Origin of the sequence: Nonomuraea salmonea, assembly GCF_042428605.1 — a bacterium.
GTDB lineage: Bacteria > Actinomycetota > Actinomycetes > Streptosporangiales > Streptosporangiaceae > Nonomuraea > Nonomuraea salmonea.
Genome location: NZ_JBHMCF010000003.1, coordinates 794,903 through 812,329 on the forward strand (window position 1 = coordinate 794,903; position 17,427 = coordinate 812,329).

The following is a 17,427-nucleotide window of genomic DNA, read 5'->3' on the forward strand; positions in this document are numbered from 1 at the left end:
GCGTCGTCGTCAGGCGGGGCGGGTCAGCCGCAGTTGGCCCAGCCGGTGCTCGTGCTGCCCGAGCCGACGTAGCCGGAGATGCGCACGCACTTGCCCTTGGCGCTCACCTTCACCGGGCCGGCGTAGTACTCGAAGCTGCCGTTGTCGGACTGGCTGCCGCCGCCCTGCGCCTCAAGGGTGACACCCATCGAAGTGCTCTTGCCGACGTCCGCCGTCTTGATGGTGACCGCGCAGTTCTGGCCGGTGCTGTTGTTCCACAGCTGGTACGTCACCCCGCCCGAGAACGAGGCGGACCGCTGCACCGAGAACCCGGAGCCGCACACCTGCGCGGCCGTGTACGGGTTCTTGACCGGCGCGGCCGGCTTGGCCGTGGTCTTCGTCGGCTGGGGCTTGGCCGTCGTCTTCGTCGGCTGCGGCTCCGGCTCCTGCGTGGGCGTCGGGTCGGGCCGCTTCGTCGGCGTCTTGACCGGCGCCTTGGGGGTGGTCTTGGTCGGCTTCGGCGTCGGCTGCACCGTCTTGGTGACGGTCGCCTTCGGCTTCGGCGCCTGCGTCTTCTGCTGCTTCTTGGTGGGCTGCGCCCGCTTCGTCACGGTCGCCGGCGGCTGCGTCGGCACCACGACCGGCGTCGTCGGCAGCGCCGACGGGGTGGTGGGCGCCGTGGTCAGCTCCGGCACGTCGGGCGTCGCCGACGACCACTCGGTGGGCAGCACCAGCGGCCCCACGTCGTTGGTGTCGTTGCTGGCCGCCCACGGGACGGTGGCCTCGGCGGTCGCCTGCGGGTTCGCCGGGTCGGTGCCCTGCGGCGCCGGGCCCGTGGCGGTGCCGCTGGGCGTGGGGATGCCGTCGGTGTTCTCCTGCGCCACCGAAGCGGGCTCGACCTGCTGGAGGCGTACGTAGCGGTTGGCGCCCCACAGGCCCACGGCGGCGACGAGCGCGACCGTGGCGACGGCGGCGATCAACGCCAGCGGCAGCCCCCTGCGGGGCGCGGGCGACGACGACCGCTCGATCCTGATCTGCGCGGGCGGCTGCGGCGGGTCCGCCTCAGGCGGCCCCCACATGGTGCTCTCCGGCGTGACGGGCCGCCCCTGCAGCTGCGGCGCCTGCGACTCGGGACCGCCCTGCTGATGCGGTACGGGCACATTCGCCCCAGGCCCCTGCGGCCCCTGCATCCCAGGGCCGTGCATGCCAGGACCCTGCATCCCAGGCCCCGGCACGGGCGTCCCCTGAAGCGGCGGCCCAGGAACGTGCGGCGGCGGCACGTGCGGCCCCGAAGGCGGACCCTGCGGGGGCAGGTTCGGCCCGGAAAGCGGCCCGTGCGGCGGCCCTTGGGGCGGCCCCTGCATCGGCACGCCCCCCTGAGGCATCCCCTGAAGGGGACCCCCCTGAGCGGGCACGGGCGGAGGAGGCCCCTGCGGCGGCACATGAGGACCGAGCGGCCCCTGCGGAGGTCCCTGAAGCGGCCCCTGAAGCGGCCCCTGCATCGGCGGCCCTTGCGGCGGCCCACCCGGCATCGGCAGCCGAGCGATCGTCACACCTTCCAGCGGCGGCCCCTCAGGCGCACGCCGCGGCGCAGGCGCCTCGGGCCCCTCGCCCCCAGCCCCACCGGACTGGGGTCCGGGCGCACCGGCCTTGGACTCAGCCGCCACGGGCGCACCGGCCTTGGGCTCACCTGCCACGGGCTCATTGGGCTTGGACGCGTCCGCGACAGGCCCATCCGGCTTCTGCTCACCCACCTCGGGCTGACCGGACTCCGCCGTCTCCGCTGCCGGCCCGCCGGGCTCCGGCCCGTCCGCGGCCGGCTCGGCCGGCTTCGGCGCTGCTGGGGTGGGGGCGTCCGTCTTCGAGCTGTCCGCGGCCGGGGCGGCCGGGGCCGGGGCGACGGCTGCCGCGGCCGCTGCGGCCGCTTCGGGCTTCGCCGCAGGGGTGTCCGGGGTTTTCGGGGCGTCGCCGAGGACCTGCATCAAGGCGCTGTAGGTCGTCGGGCGGGAGCCGACTTCCCTGGTCAGGGCCGACATCAGGACGCGGCGGAGCGGCTCGGCCGTGATGCCGACGTCGGGGTCGCCGTTCAGGGCGGCTTCACGGTCGGCGAACGGCGGGCGGCCGGTGCCCGCGTACACGATGGTGGCGGCCCAGGCGAAGACGTCGGCGTAGGGGCCGTACGGGCGGCCCTCCAGCTGCTCGGGCGCCTGGTAGGCGGCGTCGCCGACCGGGTCGCCGATGGCGGCGTCGGTGACGCGCGGGCCGTCGGGCCCGAGGATCACGTTGTGCGGGGTGAGCGAGCGGTGGGCCAGCCCGGCGAGGTGCACGGCGGACAGCGCGGTCAGCACGCCGACGGCCACGCGTTCGAGCGCGTCCCCGGTCAGCGGCTCGCCGTCGGCGACGGTTTCGGCCAGGCTCTTGCCTTCGACGTACTCGCGCACGACGTACGGCCGGTCGTCGTGGTAACCGGCGTCGAGGACGCGGGCGACGTACGAGCTGGAGACCCGCTTGGCCCCCAGGTACCGATCGGGCTCACGATCGGACTCCGGCTCGGCGGGGAGCAGCTTGATGGCCACCTTGGGCGCGTCCTCGGACTCGCGCCCGAGGAAGACTGCCCCTCTCGGCCCCTCTCCCAGCAGCCCGACAATGCTGAAAGCGCCGATCCGCTCTGGATCCCCAGGGCGCAAAGGGTGCATGCCCAAACCTTTCACCAGCAAAGCATGAATTGATCACATTCAACCAGATCTGTCACATCAGCATCAGGCGTTTCGGACGGCCGTCAACAAATCGTTGTGCCGTTTCCTTGCACCCGTAGTTACGACGCCGTACAGATCAGGTCGGCCGCCCGGGACGCCAGCCCCTCCTCCGGCCCATGGGGATCACCACGCGCATCGCCACGACCAGCAGCGCCAGCCCGATCGCGCAGGCCGCGACGAGCACGGCCAGGTCGATGGCCCTCTCGTCCACGGGCGGGGCCTTGGTCACGGCGCTGCGCGGCAGCGGGGTCGGCGGGGGCGGCGCGACCACGGGCGCGTTGGCGGGCTCGAACGGCAGGATCGCGCTCACCGCCAGCATCGGGTTCACCATGCCGGCCCCCTTGCCCGCGCCGGTGGCGCCGTCGGCGGTGGCGATGATGCGCCGGCGTACCTGCGCCTGGTCGAGGCTGGGATAACGGGCCCTGACGAGCGCGGCGACGCCCGCCACGTACGGCGCCGCGTAGCTGGTGCCGTCGAGTCCCTTGGCGTAGGCGCCGCCCGGCCAGGTCGAGGTGATGTCCTGGCCAGGCCCGATCACCGACACGGGCGTCTTGGTGTTGGAGAACTCGGCCAGCGTGCCTTCCGGCCCGGCCGCGCCCACCCCGAGCACGCCGTCGTAGCTGGCCGGGTAGGCGGGTGACGGGGTGCCGTCCTGGCGGGAGATGTTCCCGGCGGCGGCGACGATGACCGCGTCCTTGGCGAGCGCGTACCGTACGGCCGTTTCGAGCGCGGGGTGGTCGAGCGTCTTGCTCGACACGTTGATGACCTTGGCGCCCTGGTCGGCGGCGGCCTTGATGGCCTTGATGAGCAGCTGCGTGTCACCGTTCTGCTCGGTGTCGGTGAACTTGTACGACAGCAGCCGCGCCCCCGGCGCAACGCCGTGGAAGAGCACGCCCTTGACGTATTGGGCGCCGATGATGCCCGCGACGGCGGTGCCGTGGCCGACGCAGTCGCGGTAGCCGGAGCCGACGAGGTCGGCCTTGCCAGCCAGGCGGAGCTGCGGATGAGTGAGATCGACGCCGGTGTCGATGACCGCGACGGGAACGCCCGCGCCGGTCGACAGCGACCAGACGCTCTTCGGGTCGAGCCGCTTCTGCGCCCACGGCTCACCGACCTCCAGCTGGCCCCTGGGCGGATTGCAGTCGGGGGCGGCCCCTGCGACGGACCCTGCGACGGACCCTGCGGCGGCCCCTTGGACGGCTGGGGCGAGGGAAGCCTGCAAGGCGAGCACGCTGGCCAGGAGGACGCGACCAATCATGGAGAAAAAGGGTAGCCCGCCCGATTCGCCGCAAAGTTACGTTCGGCCAGAGTCCCTTTCACGGCGGGTCCCACGGGTCAACGGTAAGAAGCCCCGGCCGCTTCGCCAGGGCCTCTTCCGTTGATCACTTCGTGGCGGACTCGATGTTCTGCCGGTAGGTCCCGATGACCCGCGAAGCCTCCTGAAGCTCCTCGGTCATCCGCTGGAATGCCGTGCGGTAGTTCTGCCACGCCTGCTGGAAGCGCTGCGCCCCAGGACCCGTCCACGCCGTGCCGACCTTGGCGGCCTCGCGGTCGAGCGCGGTCATCGTCGTACGGACCGCCTCCGACTGCTGCGTGAACTGGCTGGACATCTGCTGCATTTCCGCGGGGTCGCCGCCGAGCATGCTCTGGCTCATGCATACCTCCTGGAACCTGTGAAAGCGCCCTCACACTAAGGAAGGGGCACCGCCCGTCGCCGGAGATATGCCGAGCGGCTATGGTCTACCCGAGGATTGTTCCAATCGAAACGGAGGCCGCCCGCGCCTCCGACAAGCCGGGACGACCAGCGGCGATAGGGTTCTCTTCCCGGCCGACCGGGAGCCGGGCGCGTCTCGGGGCAGGTGCTCGACGCGAACGACGGCAGGCACGTGGAGCCGCCGAACCTAGCAGGAAGGACGAAGGCCGGTGCGGAAGGTTCTGATCGCCAACCGCGGCGAGATCGCCGTGCGAGTGGCCCGCGCGTGCGAGGACGCCGGCATCACCAGCGTGGCCGTCTACGCCGACCAGGACCTCGACGCCCTGCACGCCAAGGTCGCCGACGAGGCGTACGCGCTGCACGGGCAGACCCCGGCCGAGACCTACCTCGACGTGGACAAGCTCCTCGGCATCGCCCGCCGCAGCGGCGCCGACGCCGTCCACCCCGGCTACGGCTTCCTCTCCGAGAACGCCGCCTTCGCCCAGGCCGTCATCGACGCGGGGCTCGTCTGGATCGGCCCGCCGCCCGCCGCGATCGCCGCGCTCGGCGACAAGGTGCAGGCCAGGCACATCGCGCAGAAGGTCGGCGCGCCGCTGGTCGCGGGCACCAAAGACCCGGTGAGCGGAGCCGCCGAGGTGGTGGCGTTCGCCGAGGAGCACGGGCTGCCGATCGCCATCAAGGCCGCGTACGGCGGCGGCGGGCGCGGCATCAAGGTCGCCCGCCGGCTCGAAGAGGTCGCCGAGCTGTACGAGTCGGCCGTCCGCGAGGCCGTGGCCGCGTTCGGGCGGGGCGAGTGCTTCGTCGAGCGCTACCTCGACCGGCCCCGCCACGTCGAGACGCAGTGCCTGGCCGACGCCCACGGCGACGTCGTCGTGGTCAGCACCCGCGACTGCTCGCTGCAGCGCCGCCACCAGAAGCTGGTGGAGGAGGCGCCCGCGCCGTTCCTCACCGCCGAGCAGGTCGAGGTCCTCTACGCCAGTTCCAAGGCCATCCTGAAGGAGGCCGGCTACGTCGGGGCCGGCACCTGCGAGTTCCTCGTCGGCCAGGACGGCACGATCTCCTTCCTGGAGGTCAACACCAGGCTCCAGGTCGAGCACCCGGTCAGCGAGGAGGTCGCGGGCATCGACCTCGTACGCGAGATGTTCCGCATCGCCGACGGAGAGCCGCTCGGCTACGACGACCCCGCGCTGCGCGGCCACGCGATCGAGTTCCGCATCAACGCCGAGGACGCCGGCCGCAACTTCCTGCCCGCCCCCGGCACGATGACCACGCTGCGCGCGCCGTCGGGGCCGGGAGTGCGGCTCGACTCCGGCTACGAGGCGGGCATGACGGTGCCGGGGACGTTCGACTCGCTGGTGGCCAAGCTGATCGTCACCGGCCGCACCCGTCAGGAGGCGCTCGAGCGCTCCCGGCGGGCGCTGGCGGAGTTCGAGATCACCGGCATGCCGACCGTGCTGCCGTTCCACCGGGCCGTGGTGACGGATCCCGCGTTCGTGTCGGAGCCGTTCTCGGTGCACACGCGGTGGATCGAGACGGAGTGGGACAACCCGGTGGCGCCGTACGACGGGGACGTCGCGGCCGGCGAGGAGCCCGCCAGGGAGACGGTCACGGTCGAGGTCGGCGGCAAGCGGCTGGAGGTCGTGCTGCCCGCCGGGCTGGGCGCCCCGGCGCCTGCGCAGGCCGCTCGCGGCAAGGCGCCGAGGCGCGCGGGCGGCGGCTCGAACAAGCCGGCGGCCGGCGGCGACGCCCTGGTCAGCCCCATGCAGGGCACGATCGTCAAGGTCGTGGCCGGCGACGGCGACACCGTGAACGAGGGCGACACCGTGGTGGTGCTCGAAGCCATGAAGATGGAGCAGCCGCTGACGGCCCACAAGTCGGGCACCGTCACCGGGCTGACGGCGGCGGTCGGGCAGACCGTCACCTCCGGCGCGACGATCTGCGAGATCAAGGACTCCTGACGGTCCCTGATGGGGGCTTGGCCGGAGATCGACCCGACCGGGACCCAACCGGTGCCAGGCTGTTGCGCCACGGAGTGCTCCCGCGCGGCCCTGGACGGGTAGCGTGCCTCTTGAGGAACTTTGCCGACCGCCCATTCGTCCTCAAGGGCGAAGGAGGCTTGCTGCCCATGACCCACTCGCTGCGCCGAGCAGGGGCCGCGTTCGCGGCTCTGATCGCCGGTCTTATCGTCGTTCTTGCGCTGTCCCCTGCCGCCAACGCGGCGGCGCCACCGGATGCCGACACGGTCGTGTCCAACTGGAAGAAGGCGCCGCTCTATGTGGTGGCCGGCTCTGCCTTGTCGTCCGGTCAGGAGAGCGAGATCAACGACGCGCTCAAGGGCGCGGACACCAAGATCTACGCTGTGGCGCTGCCCGACGGCACGATTGACCAGTCCACCATTGCGCCCTACATGAGCCAGCTCAGCTCCGCGCTGAGCAAGGCGGGCCGTCCTAGTGCGACCATCGCCGTCATCGACGGCCAGACCCTTTTCGCCGGATCCAACGCTCTGAGCAAGGGCCTGGCAGGCAACCTGGCCACCCGCGCGGTCAACGCCAACTCGGGCGACATCGTGGCCGGCATGAAGGACTTCACCAACCGCGTCGACATGGCCGCCAAGGGCGACCGTTCCGCGCTCGACTCCGGCAGCCAGGCCAACCCGGGCGCCGGCGGCACCGGGGCGCTGATCGCCCTCGGCGCGCTGGTCCTGGTCGGCGGTGGCGGCTACTTCCTCTACTCCAACAACAAGAAGAAGAAGCGGGCCATCCAGGAGGCCAAGGACCTCGCCGCGGTCAAGCAGACCGTCGAGGAGGACGTCACCAAGCTCGGCGAGGAGATCACCGCCGTCGACACCGACGTCACCCTGGCCGGCGAGGGCGGCAAGCACATCGAGGAGTGGCAGACCGCCCTCGACTCCTACGAGAAGGCCAAGACGCAGCTCGCCGCCGTGCAGCGCGCCGACCAGGTCCGCGAGGTCACCCAGACCCTCGAGGACGGCCGCTACGCGCTCGCCGTGGTCAAGGCCAAGGTCAGCAACGAGCCGGTCCCCGAGCGGCGCGCTCCCTGCTTCTTCAACCCGCAGCACGGCCCGTCCATCCGCGACGTCCGCTGGGCCCCGCCCGGTGGCGCCGTCCGCGACGTGCCCGCCTGCAAGATGGACGCCGAGGCGATCGAGCGCGGCTTCGACCCGCAGATGCGTGAGGTCATGGTCGACGGCCAGCGGCGCCCCTACTACGACGCGGGTCCCGCCTACCAGCCCTACGCCTCCGGCTACTACGGCGGCTTCGGCGACATCATGACCGGCATGTTCATCGGCACCATGATGGGCAGCATGCTCAGCGGCGGCTGGGGCATGGGCGGCTACGGCGCCGGCTACGCCGAGGGCTACTCCGACGCGGGCGGCGGCGGAGACTTCGGCGGCGGAGGCGACGTCGGTGGCGGCGGCTGGGGTGACTTCGGCGGCGGAGGCGACTTCGGCGGCGGAGACTTCGGCGGCGGCGACTGGTGACCACCGGTCCCTGACCACAACCGAGAAGCCCCGGACCAGGTTTGCCTGGCCGGGGCTTCGTGCTTCGTGCTTCGTACTTCGTGCTTCGTGCTTTCCCCCGGGACCGGTGACCCGGCCGCCGGTTCTCGTTCTGGGTGGCCCTCCTCGACGGGGGCCGCGGGTCACCCCTTCAGGGGCTGGTGGAAGCGGACGGTGTTGCCCGCGGGGTCGCGGAAGGCGGCGTCGCGGACGCCGTAGGGCCGGTCGATGGGCTCCTGGAGGACCTCGGCGCCGGTGGCACGGACGCGTTCGAAGTCGGCGTCGATGTCGTCACTGCTGAAGACGATCATCGGCAGCAGGCCCTTGACGAGCAGTTCGCGCAGCGCGTCGCCTTCGGCCTCCGAGCGCCCCGCGTACGCGCTGGAGAGCACGATCTCGGGCCCGCCGTGCACCGGGTCGCCCAGGGTCACCCACCGCTGCCCCCCGTCCCCGACGTCGCTGCGTACCTCGAAGGCGAGCCCGTCGCGGTAGAAGGCGACCGCCTCGTTCATGTCGTCGACCGTGATGTGGCAGTACTGAAGTGCGAAAGTCATGACCGTCACGGTAGGCCGCACCACCCCGGCCGGGCTTCTCGAAACCTGACCGGTTGACGATCACCGAATGGAAGGCACCTCATGAACCCTGCTGACGTGGCGCTCGTCGTCATGGGCGGCCTGCCCGCAACCGGCAAGACCACGCTGTCGCGGCTGCTGGCCGGGCGGCTGCGTGCGGTGCATGTGCGGGTCGACACCATCGAACAGGCGATCGTCCGCTCGGGTCTCGCCGAGCACCCGATCGGGCCCGCCGGGTACGTCGTCGCGTACGCGCTCGCCGAGGACCACCTGCGGCAGGGCCTCACGGTGGTGGCCGAGTCGGTGAACCCGCTGGCCGTCACCAGGGACACGTGGCGCGAGGTGGGCGTACGGGCCGGGGTGCCGGTCACGGAGGTGGAGGTGGTCTGCTCCGACCAGGACGAGCACCGGCGGCGGGCGGAGTCGCGCCGGCTCGACATCCCGGGCCTGCGCCCGCCGAGCTGGCGGGAGATCGTGGAGCGCGCGTACGAACCGTGGGCCCGCGCCCACGTGACGATCGACACCGCGGGCCGCGGCCCCGAGGAGTCGGCGGGCGAGCTGCTGCGGGTGCTCGGGCGCGGCTGAGACATCTCGGAATCGCTGTCAACCGTACGGGCCTCCCGGCCGGTATTCATCAGCGGAGGCGACGAGATGGAGACGCTGCATGGACGACGGGTTCGCGGAGTACGTGGCGCACCGGCACGCACGCCTGTGCCGGATGGCCTACCTCCTGTGCCGGGACTGGGGCGCGGCGGAGGACCTCGTACAGACCGCGCTGGCGCGGGCCTGGCTGGCGTGGCGGCGGATCGAGGGCGACCCCGACCCGTACGTCTACCGCATCATCGTCAACACGCACGCCTCCTGGTGGCGGCGGCGCTGGCGGGGTGAGGTGCCCGCGGAGAGCCTGCCGGAGACGGCGGACCCGCGCGACCGCGCCGCGGAGGCGGACGACCAGGCGGCGTTGTGGGGCGCGATCGGCGCGCTGTCGCCGCGTCAGCGGGCGGTGGTCGTCCTGCACTACTTCGAGGGGCACACGCTGACCCAGATCGCCGGCATCGTCGGCTGCTCGCCGGGGGCGGTGAAGAGCCAGCTCAACCGGGCGCTCAACAAACTCCGGATCGATCCTGACGTACGAAGCGTGCACGTGGAAGGGGCGCGGCGATGAGGCGCACGCAGAACGAGCTGGAGCGGCTGCTGGACGAGCGGAGCCGCAGCGCGCCGCCGTCCCCGGACCTGGTGGCGATCGTGCGGCGCGGCAGGCGGATCCGGCGCGGCAGGCGGGCGGCGTCGGCGGGAGCGGCGCTCGCGGTCGCGGCGGTCGCCCTCATGTACGGCCTCCCGCCGGCCCCTTCGCCGGCTCCTGCCGCGCGCCAGCCCACGGACACGGTCAGTCTCCAGCCGGAGCTCCCGCTGCCGGAGACGTTCCGCGTGAAGCTGGGCGACAAGGACTTCACCCTGCCCCTCCTCCACTCCGAGCGGTACGAGACCATGGGCGTCCCCCGGACGGTGACCTTCTCCCCGACCAGCAAGGACACCGCGCACATGGTCGTCTGCGACGACCCGCGGGCGTGGGTGGTCATCAGGAGCTCGCTCAAGGGCGGGGAGATGGGCGGCGGCGCCGGCAGGTGCGGCAAGGGAACGAGCGGACATCACGACAAGCTGTCGGCCCCCGAAGGCTGGCTCGAACGCCCGCAGAAGATGCAGATCTGGGTCTTCCCCGCGGACGCCCCCATCGAGCGCGTGGCCGCCGAGGTCAAGGCGTGCACGCCGGACATGAACGAGAGCGTCTGCGCGCGGCTGCACAGGAGGCCGCCGCTGCTGTTCGACGAGGTGGTCGAGCGGCTGTCGGCCGAGGTCGGCGAGCGCCCCGGCCGCTGGGCCGTCGGCGTCTACGACCGCGCGAAGGAGGGCGAGTGAGCGTGCGCCTGTGGTGCCTGCGGCACGCCGAGTCGGAGAACGTCGTCACCCGCACGTCCGGCGCCGTGCCGCACGCCGAGCTGACCCCGCGCGGCCGCGACCAGGCGGCCGAGGCGGGCCGCCGGCTGCGCGGCGCGGGGATCACCCACGTGTACGCGAGCAGCGCCGTCCGCGCCGCCACCACCGCCGAGATCGTCGCAGGGACGCTCGGTCTCACCACGACCCTGCTTCCCGAACTGGCGGAAGTGGGCCTCGGGCGCGCGGAGGGCTCGCAGGACGCCGGGGTGCGGGCGCGTACGGCCGAGGTGCTGCGGGCCTGGGTCGTGGACGGCGCCCTGGACGAGGCGGTGGCCGACGGCGAGGACGGCCACGCCGTCACCGGCCGCGTCGCGGCCGCGCTGGCCGGCATCGCGGCCCGGCACGACGGCGGCGTCGTCGCGGTGGTCGGCCACGTCGCCAGCCTGACCGCCGGGCTCGCCGTGCTGTGCGGGCTGGGCGGGCTGGGCGGGCGCGTGTGGGGGGCGCCGCTGCCGCACGCCGAGCCGTTCGCCGTCGAAGGGGACGGAACCGCCTGGCACTGCGGGAGCTGGCCTGCAGAATGTCTGATGTGATCTATCTTGCCGAGGGTGACCGGGTGGCCCTGCGTTACCTGTGCCTCCAGGACTTCGAGGAGCTCACGGCCCTGCACCGGGAGAGCGCCGACCTGCTCGCCCGGTGGATGCCGGGGCCGCCCATCGTCACGTACGCGGCCTTCGAGGCGTACCTGGCCAGGTTCGACGAGCCCGTGCACGAGGGGTTCCTGATCTGCCGGCGCGACACCGGCGCGATCGTCGGCCGGGTCAACGTCAACAACATCGTCCGCGGCACCCACCAGTGCGGCACCATCGGCTACTCGGCGTTCGCCTCGACCACCGGGCGCGGCTACCTGACCGAGGGGCTGCGGCTGCTGGTGGGGCACGCGTTCGGGGAGATGGGGCTGCACCGGCTGGAGGCCAACATCCAGCCGCACAACCAGCCGTCCATCAACCTGATCAAGAGGGTGGGGTTCCAGCGCGAGGGGTTCTCGCCGAACTTCCAGTACATCGACGGCGCCTGGCGCGATCACGAGCGGTGGGCCATCACCGTGGAGATGACGTGAGGGAGACGGCCCGCGTCCTGCTGCTCGACGGGGCGGACAGGATCCTGCTCTACCGGGGGCTGCTGCTGCAGGTGGACGAGCCCTCGTACGCGTGGTTCACGCCCGGCGGCGGCATCGACCCCGGCGAGAGCCCGAGCGAGGCCGCCGCCCGCGAGCTGCGCGAGGAGCTCGGCCACGTGGTGCCGCCGGAGGCGCTGGGGCCGGTGGTGGCGACCAGCGAGGGCGGCTGGACGGTGGGCGGTCGCCGGCACCATGCCCGCGACCACTACTTCCTGCTGCGGGTGGACGGGCTCGAGGTGGACGACTCCGGAATGGACGACGACGAGCGCGCCTCGACCGACCGGTTCCAGTGGTGGACGGCGGCCGAGCTGGCCCGCGCCGACGAACCCGTCGTCCCGTCGCGGCTCGCGCCCCTGGTCGAACGCCTCGCCGCCGGCGACCGCCCGGCCGCGCCGATCGTCCTGCCCTGGCACCTGCTCTCAGGGTGATGGGGGTTGATCACTTGAGGGGGCGGCGTGGCAGGATCGGGGCGTGACCTTCGCGCCGCTGCCAGAGACCGCCGCCTGGCGGCACGTGACCGCCCGTACCGGCTTCGAGGTCGCGTACTTCCGGCCGCATGAGGGCGGGCATCGCATCGAGGGCTGTACGACCGCCGTCGAGGACGGCCGCACGTGGGCGGTCGACTACACGATCGAGGTCGACACCTCGTGGACCACCCGCCTGGCCAGGGTCACCAGCCGCACGGTGACCGGCACCCGCCGCACGTTCCTGGAGTCCGACGGCAGGGGCCGCTGGCAGGTGGACGGCTCCCCCGCCCCCGACCTGGACGGCTGCCTGGACGTCGACCTGGAGTCCTCGGCGGTGACCAACACGCTCCCGGTCCACCGCCTCCGCCTGGCGACGGGCTCAGGCGCCCCGGCCCCGGCCGCGTACGTCCGCGCCCTGGACCTGTCCGCAGAACGCCTCGACCAGCACTACACCCGCGCGGGCGACGACACCTACGACTACGCGGCACCGGTCTTCGAGGTCGCCTGCCGCCTCCACTACGACCCTTCAGCCCTCATCCTCGACTACCCCGGCCTCGCCACCCGCGCGCTCTGACGGCCGGCCCCACAAGGGCGGCAGGTGCCCCCATCGCCCGCCGCCGTTGCAGGAGTCCTGATCAGACTCGGTCAGGATCCATCAGCCGCTCCGCGACGCGTCCGCGTGTTCCGCGGCGGCCCCGGCGCCAAGACGGGGTCGCCGCCAGAGCAGGCTGACGCACATGAGCATGCAGATCAGCGGTGCCACCGCCAGCGCAGGCGGTGTATTCGCCCAGGTATGAGCCGGGCGCGCCTCTTCGCCGCTGCTGTCCTGATCGTGATCGAAGAGACCGCGAGCCCGCGCCTCCGCGCGCAGGCGCTCGAGTCCGGCTTCCACGTCAGGGGCCGGGCAATCGGTCTCCGCCTCGAAGCGTCGCAGGCGGCGGGTCAGGCTCGTCCATCGTCGCCCGCTGGGACGGCCGGTGCCGAGAATGCCGACGAATGATGTCAGCGCGTCCCGCGATTTTTCCCTTAAGGCCGGAATCATGAGCCTCCTTTCTCTAAGACCTCCCGGACGTGTGCGATCTCCGGCGTTCCCGTGAGCTTCCTGAGCGCGTTGCGCCGGTGCACCCGGACCGTCTCCGGAGTGATCCGCAGTTCGCGGGCCGTCTCACGGGTGGACAGACCGATGAGATCGTACGCGATCACCTTTTGCTCGTTGCCCGCTAAAAGCACGGCCACGGCATTCCATACCTCCCTGTAGAGATCTTTCATCTCAATGGCGTTGTCCGCCGGTTCTGGCGCCGACAGGACGGCCGTAAGTTGTTCCCAGGTTCGCTCCGGGAACGTCTTGCAGCGGTCGTTGCTCCGCTTCCTTATCTCCTCCAGCACGACCAGGGCGGTCGTCGTGGAAAGCCACTTGAGCCGCTTTTTCTCCGGCTGGAGGGTGCGGATGGTCGACCACCGATCGATGATCTTGAGGTAGACCGTCGTGGTCACGTCGTCGATGTCCTGGGCATCGCCTCCCAGACGCTTGTAAACCATGCTCCTGGTCCTCGCGACGGTGTCGCGATAGAACTGTTCGACCTCACGCCTATGAGCAGACGGGAGGGGAGCGGGATTTCCACTCGCCATGCGCAGATCCTTAAACGGCCCGGGCGAACAACCGGTCGCCACGGGGAACTCGACAGGAGAAACTCCATGACGCCCGTTCACGCCCCGGACGCGTACCTGCGCATCCAATGGTTGTGAATCGCGGGCAGAAGCGTTTAGACACTTGGCGCCGTCGCGGGAGCTTCCGCGTCGCCATCGCGACCCCTACCGGCCGATGACGCGGTTGAAGAAGAGGACGGCGCCGCCGAAGGCGCCGCCGCCCACCAGAACCGCCTGCGGAGGCGGCGCGGCGGCCAGGAAGGCCAGCACACCGGCGGCGAGGCCGATGAGGGCGGCGAACAGCATGACCACGGCCGAGCGCAGGTCGACCAGTGGCTTGGCCGCGCCGTCGCCCTTGACGGCCGACGGCGGCTCCGAAGACACGTTCTCCTGGTGCGGCATCAGGTCCCTTCCAATACCTTCATGACACTGTGTAGCTATTCAATGGCGCTGCGTACGCCCACCGGGATACGCGTGACCCGCGTCTCGCAGGGCAGTCCTCTGGGAGGTGGCGCGCTCCTCTCGGGGGCACGAGCAGGACACCGCAGCGGATCGCGCGGCACCGGTACCCTCGTGGCCGAAGCGCCATCAGCTTGTAGCCTTCAGACTCCCCGACCGTTCGTACCAGTAAGTTGCGAAATGCGCCGCCAGCGTTTACTCGCCGAGGTCAGGGGGTTATGCCGTCCTGCCGCTGCAAACGAGTGGCAGGAAGAGGCCGCTGATGTCTCCCGTGCCGTAATGGTGCCCCCGCCGCGCACGGGAGGCCAAATCGGAGCAGGCACGCGTTACGGCACACGAGGGCACAGGACGGCGCGATCACGATCAATACCCGTCCGTGATCTGCCGTTTTCGTGAAAGTGGTTGCACGATAAGGCCGCGAAATCACAGCGTTGATGCTGTGATTCATCCCCCAGCTCCGCATTCGCCCACGGCACTGCTGCACGACGCGTTCGGACATTACGCAAAGACCACCGGCTGGCGCTGGAATATCCGCATAACCGATATTTCCACCAAGTCATCCCAGAACGCCCCTGGCGGTGCCTCACCTCCGGTGGCGCGCCTCGACCTCGACCCCGCCGACGCGCTCCATCTGGCGACGCTGCTCTACAACGCCTGCCTCCCCGTACGCCGGGAGCCTTCCGACGCCCGCCCCGAAGCGCTCGCCGTGCTGCCTGACCTCAGGCCCGGCCGGGGTTTCCTGGACACCCAGGGCACCGCCCGCTATCTCGGTACGGCCGCCAGCACCATCAGGTCATGGACCGCGCGCGGCGGTCCCAAGCATCATCCGTTCCCGCACCCGACGCTGCGCCATCAGCGACGCAACTACTGGTGCCTCCCCGTCATCGAGCAGTGGCGCACCGAGGAGAAGGAGCTGGACAGGATCGCCCGCGAGACTCGGCGCCGGGGCCGACCCACCCAGTGACCGTCGTCAGTTCGACGGGAGGAGGGTGCCCAGGGGGCCGAGGTCGAGGTTGAGGTCCTCCGGGGTGAGGTCGAAGCGGTCGCAGAGGTCCTCCATGGCCTCTTCCAGGCGCATCAGGGTGACGCCCAAGGTCTCGATCTGCTCGTCCGTCAGGTTGCCCTCCTCCATGCGGCGGACGCACTGGCGTTCCACGAGCTGGCGGATCAGTTCGATGAGGGTCAGGACGAGGCGGGACAGGTCGCGCTCGACCGTCTCCGAGTCGGCGGCGATGCGCCAGCGGGGCTTGTCCGCGCTCACGTCAGGTCCTCCCTTCGAGCTGGTCGACCGAGGCGATCAGGGCGTTCAGGGAGATGCGGACGATGTCGATGTCCGCGATCGACAGGACCAGGTCGCCGGTCAGCACGACGCCGCCCGCCAGCAGCCGGTCCAGCAGGTCCACCAGGGCGATCCGTTCGGGCGGCAGGTCGTCGGTGGCCACCACGTCCCGCAGGGGCGTGGTCACGTCGTCTCCATGACCGTGAACGAGTAGGGAGCCCACGGGCCGGTCAGGCGGATCTCGACGCCGTCGCCGCCGAGGGTGCCCGCGAGCTCGGCGAACTCCGTGGCGCGGGCCTCGTCCACCAGGTACGCGCCGTTCAGCAGCATCCAGTCGTGGCGGCCGGACAGGCGCGGGTCCTGGGGGCGGTGGCGGCAGCCGTCGGCGGCCAGGGCCGACAGCGTGCGGTGGATGTGGTCGGCGCGGCGCAGCGCCTGCTTGCGGAGCTGCTCCCGGCCGCGCAGGCTCGCCCTTCGACGTTCCAGGTACGCCCGCCCCGGCCGCCCGTACGTCCCGTCGTCGCGGTCATGCCTTGCGCTCGCCGCCCCCGATGGCGAGGGGTGGGCAGGCGACCCTGTGTCCGGGCCGGTCCCTTCGGCCGCGCGCCGGGATGAGCGCGTTCCGGCGGCCTCAGGTGTCTTCTCCTGCCCGGGGTCGGAGAGGGTGGTGTAGACCTTGACGCCCCATTCGTTGCGGCCTGTGACGTGCGACAGGACGCGGTGGAAGGCTGTTCCGCGGCGGGTCAGGAGGTCCTGGACCTGGTCGTCGCCGGCGTAGACCGTGACGAGGCGGACCGGGGCGGTGGTGGTGGCGGCGGCGACCGCGTCCACGACGCGGTGGTGGGCGCGCGCGGTCTCGGCCAGCCAGTCGAGGTCCTCAAGGCTGCGGCGCAGCGGCTCCTCGCCGAAGGTGTCGAGCGGGACCGAGCTCACGTACGCCACCAGACCGTCGTGCTCGATCGTCCGTACGCGCGCGCCCGCCACGCCGGCCGGGGTCGAGAGGGGTTCGCGGGCGACCGCGTACAGGTAGGTACCCTCAGCCACCGACTTCCTCCCGTCCCTCGGCGACGGCCAGGCGGCGGCGCAGGCGCCGGTTCTCCTCGACCAGCTCGCGGTCGCGTCCGGACAGCCAGGGGTCGTGCGCCCACCAGTCGATGCCCAGCTCCCTGGCGGTGTCGACGGAGGCGATCAGCAGCCTGAGCTTGATCGTGAGGAGTTCGATGTCCAGCAGGTTGACCCGGATGTCGCCGGCGATGACGATGCCCCGGTCGAGGACGCGTTCGAGGATGTCGCCGAGGTTGGCGGGTTCGCGGTTGGCGGGGCCCGACCCGTACGTGGGGCGGACGACGGGACCGGAGGTCATCACGCCTCCCCGAAGTCGGCGTTCGACCGCCGGTAGCGCCGGATCCTCCGATATGACAGCAAGGTGCCCTCCATATCCATCTCCACCCGATAGAGGGCGAGCATGTCGCCCGAGGACGGGATGCGGCGGTCCTCGACGAGCTCGACGTCCACCAGCCAGCCGTCGTCCCCCGGGACGACCGAGGTGACGCCCTCCGGTTCCTTCTTGGTCAGGTCGGCGATGTGCTGCATGCCGGCCTCGCCCGCCGATGCGGCGTCCAGCACCTCGACAAGCTCCTCCTCGCCGTCCAGTTCCTCGGTGTCCGACCCCTCGGCGATCACCTCCGGCTCACCTCCCCATCGCCAGTCGCAGGACCTCTTCGATGGCCCGGCGTTCCTCTTCCTCCGAGATCTCGCCGGCCCGTCTGGCCGCCTCGATCGCCTCAAGCCGCCGGCGTACGGCGGCGGGGTTGCGCAGCTCGCGCTCCGCCTGGTCCTGGATCATCTCGGCGAGCCTGACCAGCCCGCGCACCGGCGCGAGCGGCCAGGTGAAGATCAGCGAGATCAGCCCCACGCGC

At 71.6% G+C, this 17,427-nt stretch carries 23 protein-coding genes; 10 read left to right on the forward strand and 13 right to left on the reverse strand.

The genetic code is table 11. From position 1 onward, the window contains the following. Positions 1-23: 23 nt before the first annotated feature. The 3 genes from ACFFR3_RS04765 to ACFFR3_RS04775 form a co-directional block, all read right to left on the reverse strand. Entirely contained in the window at positions 24-2,675 is a 2,652-nt protein-coding gene (locus ACFFR3_RS04765; protein ID WP_379482647.1) for a serine/threonine protein kinase, read from the reverse strand. A 136-nt stretch (positions 2,676-2,811) separates the two neighbouring features. Further along, positions 2,812-3,993, reverse strand: a complete 1,182-nt coding sequence (locus tag ACFFR3_RS04770; protein WP_364365023.1) for a S8 family serine peptidase — start codon at positions 3,991-3,993, stop codon at positions 2,812-2,814. Between the two features lie 124 nt (positions 3,994-4,117). Then, positions 4,118-4,390 carry a WXG100 family type VII secretion target gene (locus tag ACFFR3_RS04775; RefSeq protein ID WP_345396257.1) on the reverse strand — a complete coding sequence of 91 codons (273 nt, stop codon included), beginning with the start codon at positions 4,388-4,390 and terminating at the stop codon, positions 4,118-4,120. A gap of 268 nt (positions 4,391-4,658) precedes the next feature. On the opposite strand from ACFFR3_RS04775, the gene ACFFR3_RS04780 reads away from it, so the two are divergent. Together ACFFR3_RS04780 and ACFFR3_RS04785 are read left to right on the forward strand one after the other, a co-directional pair. Further along, positions 4,659-6,407, forward strand: coding sequence for an acetyl-CoA carboxylase biotin carboxylase subunit (locus ACFFR3_RS04780; RefSeq protein WP_379482648.1), 1,749 nt, complete (start codon positions 4,659-4,661; stop codon positions 6,405-6,407). 167 nt (positions 6,408-6,574) lie between these two features. After that, the gene (locus ACFFR3_RS04785; protein ID WP_345396255.1) at positions 6,575-7,951 is read left to right on the forward strand and encodes a hypothetical protein; all 1,377 of its coding nucleotides are present in this window, start codon (positions 6,575-6,577) and stop codon (positions 7,949-7,951) included. Positions 7,952-8,112: 161 nt separating this feature from the next. Here ACFFR3_RS04785 and ACFFR3_RS04790 read toward each other — a convergent pair whose 3' ends face one another. Then, positions 8,113-8,523, reverse strand: coding sequence for a VOC family protein (locus tag ACFFR3_RS04790; protein ID WP_345396253.1), 411 nt, complete (start codon positions 8,521-8,523; stop codon positions 8,113-8,115). 81 nt (positions 8,524-8,604) lie between these two features. Here ACFFR3_RS04790 and ACFFR3_RS04795 point away from each other — a divergent pair, with 81 nt between their 5' ends. The 7 genes from ACFFR3_RS04795 (at position 8,605) to ACFFR3_RS04825 (ending at position 12,697) form a co-directional block, all read left to right on the forward strand. Further along, entirely contained in the window at positions 8,605-9,126 is a 522-nt protein-coding gene (locus ACFFR3_RS04795) for a P-loop nucleotide/nucleoside kinase family protein (RefSeq protein ID WP_345396251.1), read from the forward strand. Between the two features lie 79 nt (positions 9,127-9,205). Next, positions 9,206-9,706: a SigE family RNA polymerase sigma factor gene (locus ACFFR3_RS04800; protein WP_345396249.1), complete on the forward strand. Its 501-nt coding sequence runs from the start codon at positions 9,206-9,208 to the stop codon at positions 9,704-9,706. After that, the gene (locus ACFFR3_RS04805; protein ID WP_379482649.1) at positions 9,703-10,458 is read left to right on the forward strand and encodes a hypothetical protein; all 756 of its coding nucleotides are present in this window, start codon (positions 9,703-9,705) and stop codon (positions 10,456-10,458) included. The genes ACFFR3_RS04800 and ACFFR3_RS04805 overlap by 4 nt, the downstream gene beginning before the upstream one ends. Next, entirely contained in the window at positions 10,455-11,069 is a 615-nt protein-coding gene (locus ACFFR3_RS04810; RefSeq protein ID WP_364365009.1) for a histidine phosphatase family protein, read from the forward strand. The genes ACFFR3_RS04805 and ACFFR3_RS04810 overlap by 4 nt, the downstream gene beginning before the upstream one ends. Continuing rightward, positions 11,057-11,596 (forward strand): GNAT family N-acetyltransferase, encoded by a 540-nt coding sequence (locus ACFFR3_RS04815; RefSeq protein ID WP_379482650.1) that lies wholly within the window; start codon positions 11,057-11,059, stop codon positions 11,594-11,596. The genes ACFFR3_RS04810 and ACFFR3_RS04815 overlap by 13 nt, the downstream gene beginning before the upstream one ends. Further along, the gene (locus ACFFR3_RS04820) at positions 11,593-12,084 is read left to right on the forward strand and encodes an NUDIX hydrolase (RefSeq protein WP_345396236.1); all 492 of its coding nucleotides are present in this window, start codon (positions 11,593-11,595) and stop codon (positions 12,082-12,084) included. The genes ACFFR3_RS04815 and ACFFR3_RS04820 overlap by 4 nt, the downstream gene beginning before the upstream one ends. 43 nt (positions 12,085-12,127) lie before the next feature. Next, positions 12,128-12,697, forward strand: a complete 570-nt coding sequence (locus tag ACFFR3_RS04825) for a putative glycolipid-binding domain-containing protein (RefSeq protein WP_364365000.1) — start codon at positions 12,128-12,130, stop codon at positions 12,695-12,697. Positions 12,698-12,778: 81 nt separating this feature from the next. On the opposite strand, the gene ACFFR3_RS04830 is transcribed toward ACFFR3_RS04825, so the two are convergent. The 3 genes from ACFFR3_RS04830 to ACFFR3_RS04840 form a co-directional block, all read right to left on the reverse strand. After that, complete coding sequence (locus ACFFR3_RS04830; protein WP_379482651.1) at positions 12,779-13,165, reverse strand: hypothetical protein; 387 nt, start codon at positions 13,163-13,165, stop codon at positions 12,779-12,781. Beyond that, entirely contained in the window at positions 13,162-13,752 is a 591-nt protein-coding gene (locus ACFFR3_RS04835) for an RNA polymerase sigma factor (protein WP_364555025.1), read from the reverse strand. Before ACFFR3_RS04835 ends, ACFFR3_RS04830 begins: the two co-directional genes overlap by 4 nt. A 183-nt stretch (positions 13,753-13,935) precedes the next feature. Further along, the gene (locus tag ACFFR3_RS04840) at positions 13,936-14,154 is read right to left on the reverse strand and encodes a hypothetical protein (protein WP_379482652.1); all 219 of its coding nucleotides are present in this window, start codon (positions 14,152-14,154) and stop codon (positions 13,936-13,938) included. 667 nt (positions 14,155-14,821) lie between these two features. Between ACFFR3_RS04840 and ACFFR3_RS04845 the strand changes: the two genes are divergently transcribed. Next, positions 14,822-15,193: a hypothetical protein gene (locus ACFFR3_RS04845; RefSeq protein WP_345396218.1), complete on the forward strand. Its 372-nt coding sequence runs from the start codon at positions 14,822-14,824 to the stop codon at positions 15,191-15,193. A gap of 6 nt (positions 15,194-15,199) precedes the next feature. Here the strand turns inward: ACFFR3_RS04845 and ACFFR3_RS04850 are convergent, their stop codons facing one another. Genes ACFFR3_RS04850 through ACFFR3_RS04875 form a run of 6 tightly spaced genes read right to left on the reverse strand, consistent with a single transcriptional unit; the run spans position 15,200 to position 17,423 of the window. Continuing rightward, entirely contained in the window at positions 15,200-15,490 is a 291-nt protein-coding gene (locus ACFFR3_RS04850; RefSeq protein ID WP_345396215.1) for a gas vesicle protein K, read from the reverse strand. A gap of 1 nt (position 15,491) precedes the next feature. Further along, positions 15,492-15,695, reverse strand: coding sequence for a gas vesicle protein (locus tag ACFFR3_RS04855; protein ID WP_345396212.1), 204 nt, complete (start codon positions 15,693-15,695; stop codon positions 15,492-15,494). After that, positions 15,692-16,552, reverse strand: a complete 861-nt coding sequence (locus ACFFR3_RS04860) for a GvpL/GvpF family gas vesicle protein (RefSeq protein WP_379482653.1) — start codon at positions 16,550-16,552, stop codon at positions 15,692-15,694. The genes ACFFR3_RS04855 and ACFFR3_RS04860 overlap by 4 nt, the downstream gene beginning before the upstream one ends. Further along, positions 16,545-16,871 (reverse strand): gas vesicle protein, encoded by a 327-nt coding sequence (locus tag ACFFR3_RS04865; RefSeq protein WP_345396206.1) that lies wholly within the window; start codon positions 16,869-16,871, stop codon positions 16,545-16,547. The genes ACFFR3_RS04860 and ACFFR3_RS04865 overlap by 8 nt, the downstream gene beginning before the upstream one ends. Then, positions 16,871-17,191, reverse strand: a complete 321-nt coding sequence (gene gvpO / locus ACFFR3_RS04870) for a gas vesicle protein GvpO (protein WP_345396203.1) — start codon at positions 17,189-17,191, stop codon at positions 16,871-16,873. Before gvpO ends, ACFFR3_RS04865 begins: the two co-directional genes overlap by 1 nt. Positions 17,192-17,198: 7 nt before the next feature. Next, positions 17,199-17,423: a gas vesicle protein GvpG gene (locus ACFFR3_RS04875; RefSeq protein WP_345396200.1), complete on the reverse strand. Its 225-nt coding sequence runs from the start codon at positions 17,421-17,423 to the stop codon at positions 17,199-17,201. Positions 17,424-17,427: the final 4 nt, after the last annotated feature.

Coding starts and splice junctions, on each gene's coding strand:
- ACFFR3_RS04785 (WP_345396255.1), top strand. CDS start 6,575: ATGACCCACTCGCTGCGCCGAGCAGGGGCCGCGTTCGCGGCTCTGATC.
- ACFFR3_RS04770 (WP_364365023.1), bottom strand. CDS start 3,993: ATGATTGGTCGCGTCCTCCTGGCCAGCGTGCTCGCCTTGCAGGCTTCC.
- ACFFR3_RS04765 (WP_379482647.1), bottom strand. CDS start 2,675: ATGCACCCTTTGCGCCCTGGGGATCCAGAGCGGATCGGCGCTTTCAGC.
- ACFFR3_RS04805 (WP_379482649.1), top strand. CDS start 9,703: ATGAGGCGCACGCAGAACGAGCTGGAGCGGCTGCTGGACGAGCGGAGC.
- ACFFR3_RS04865 (WP_345396206.1), bottom strand. CDS start 16,871: ATGACCTCCGGTCCCGTCGTCCGCCCCACGTACGGGTCGGGCCCCGCC.
- ACFFR3_RS04815 (WP_379482650.1), top strand. CDS start 11,057: ATGTCTGATGTGATCTATCTTGCCGAGGGTGACCGGGTGGCCCTGCGT.
- ACFFR3_RS04800 (WP_345396249.1), top strand. CDS start 9,206: ATGGACGACGGGTTCGCGGAGTACGTGGCGCACCGGCACGCACGCCTG.
- ACFFR3_RS04790 (WP_345396253.1), bottom strand. CDS start 8,523: ATGACTTTCGCACTTCAGTACTGCCACATCACGGTCGACGACATGAAC.
- ACFFR3_RS04795 (WP_345396251.1), top strand. CDS start 8,605: ATGAACCCTGCTGACGTGGCGCTCGTCGTCATGGGCGGCCTGCCCGCA.
- ACFFR3_RS04830 (WP_379482651.1), bottom strand. CDS start 13,165: ATGATTCCGGCCTTAAGGGAAAAATCGCGGGACGCGCTGACATCATTC.
- ACFFR3_RS04775 (WP_345396257.1), bottom strand. CDS start 4,390: ATGAGCCAGAGCATGCTCGGCGGCGACCCCGCGGAAATGCAGCAGATG.
- ACFFR3_RS04835 (WP_364555025.1), bottom strand. CDS start 13,752: ATGGCGAGTGGAAATCCCGCTCCCCTCCCGTCTGCTCATAGGCGTGAG.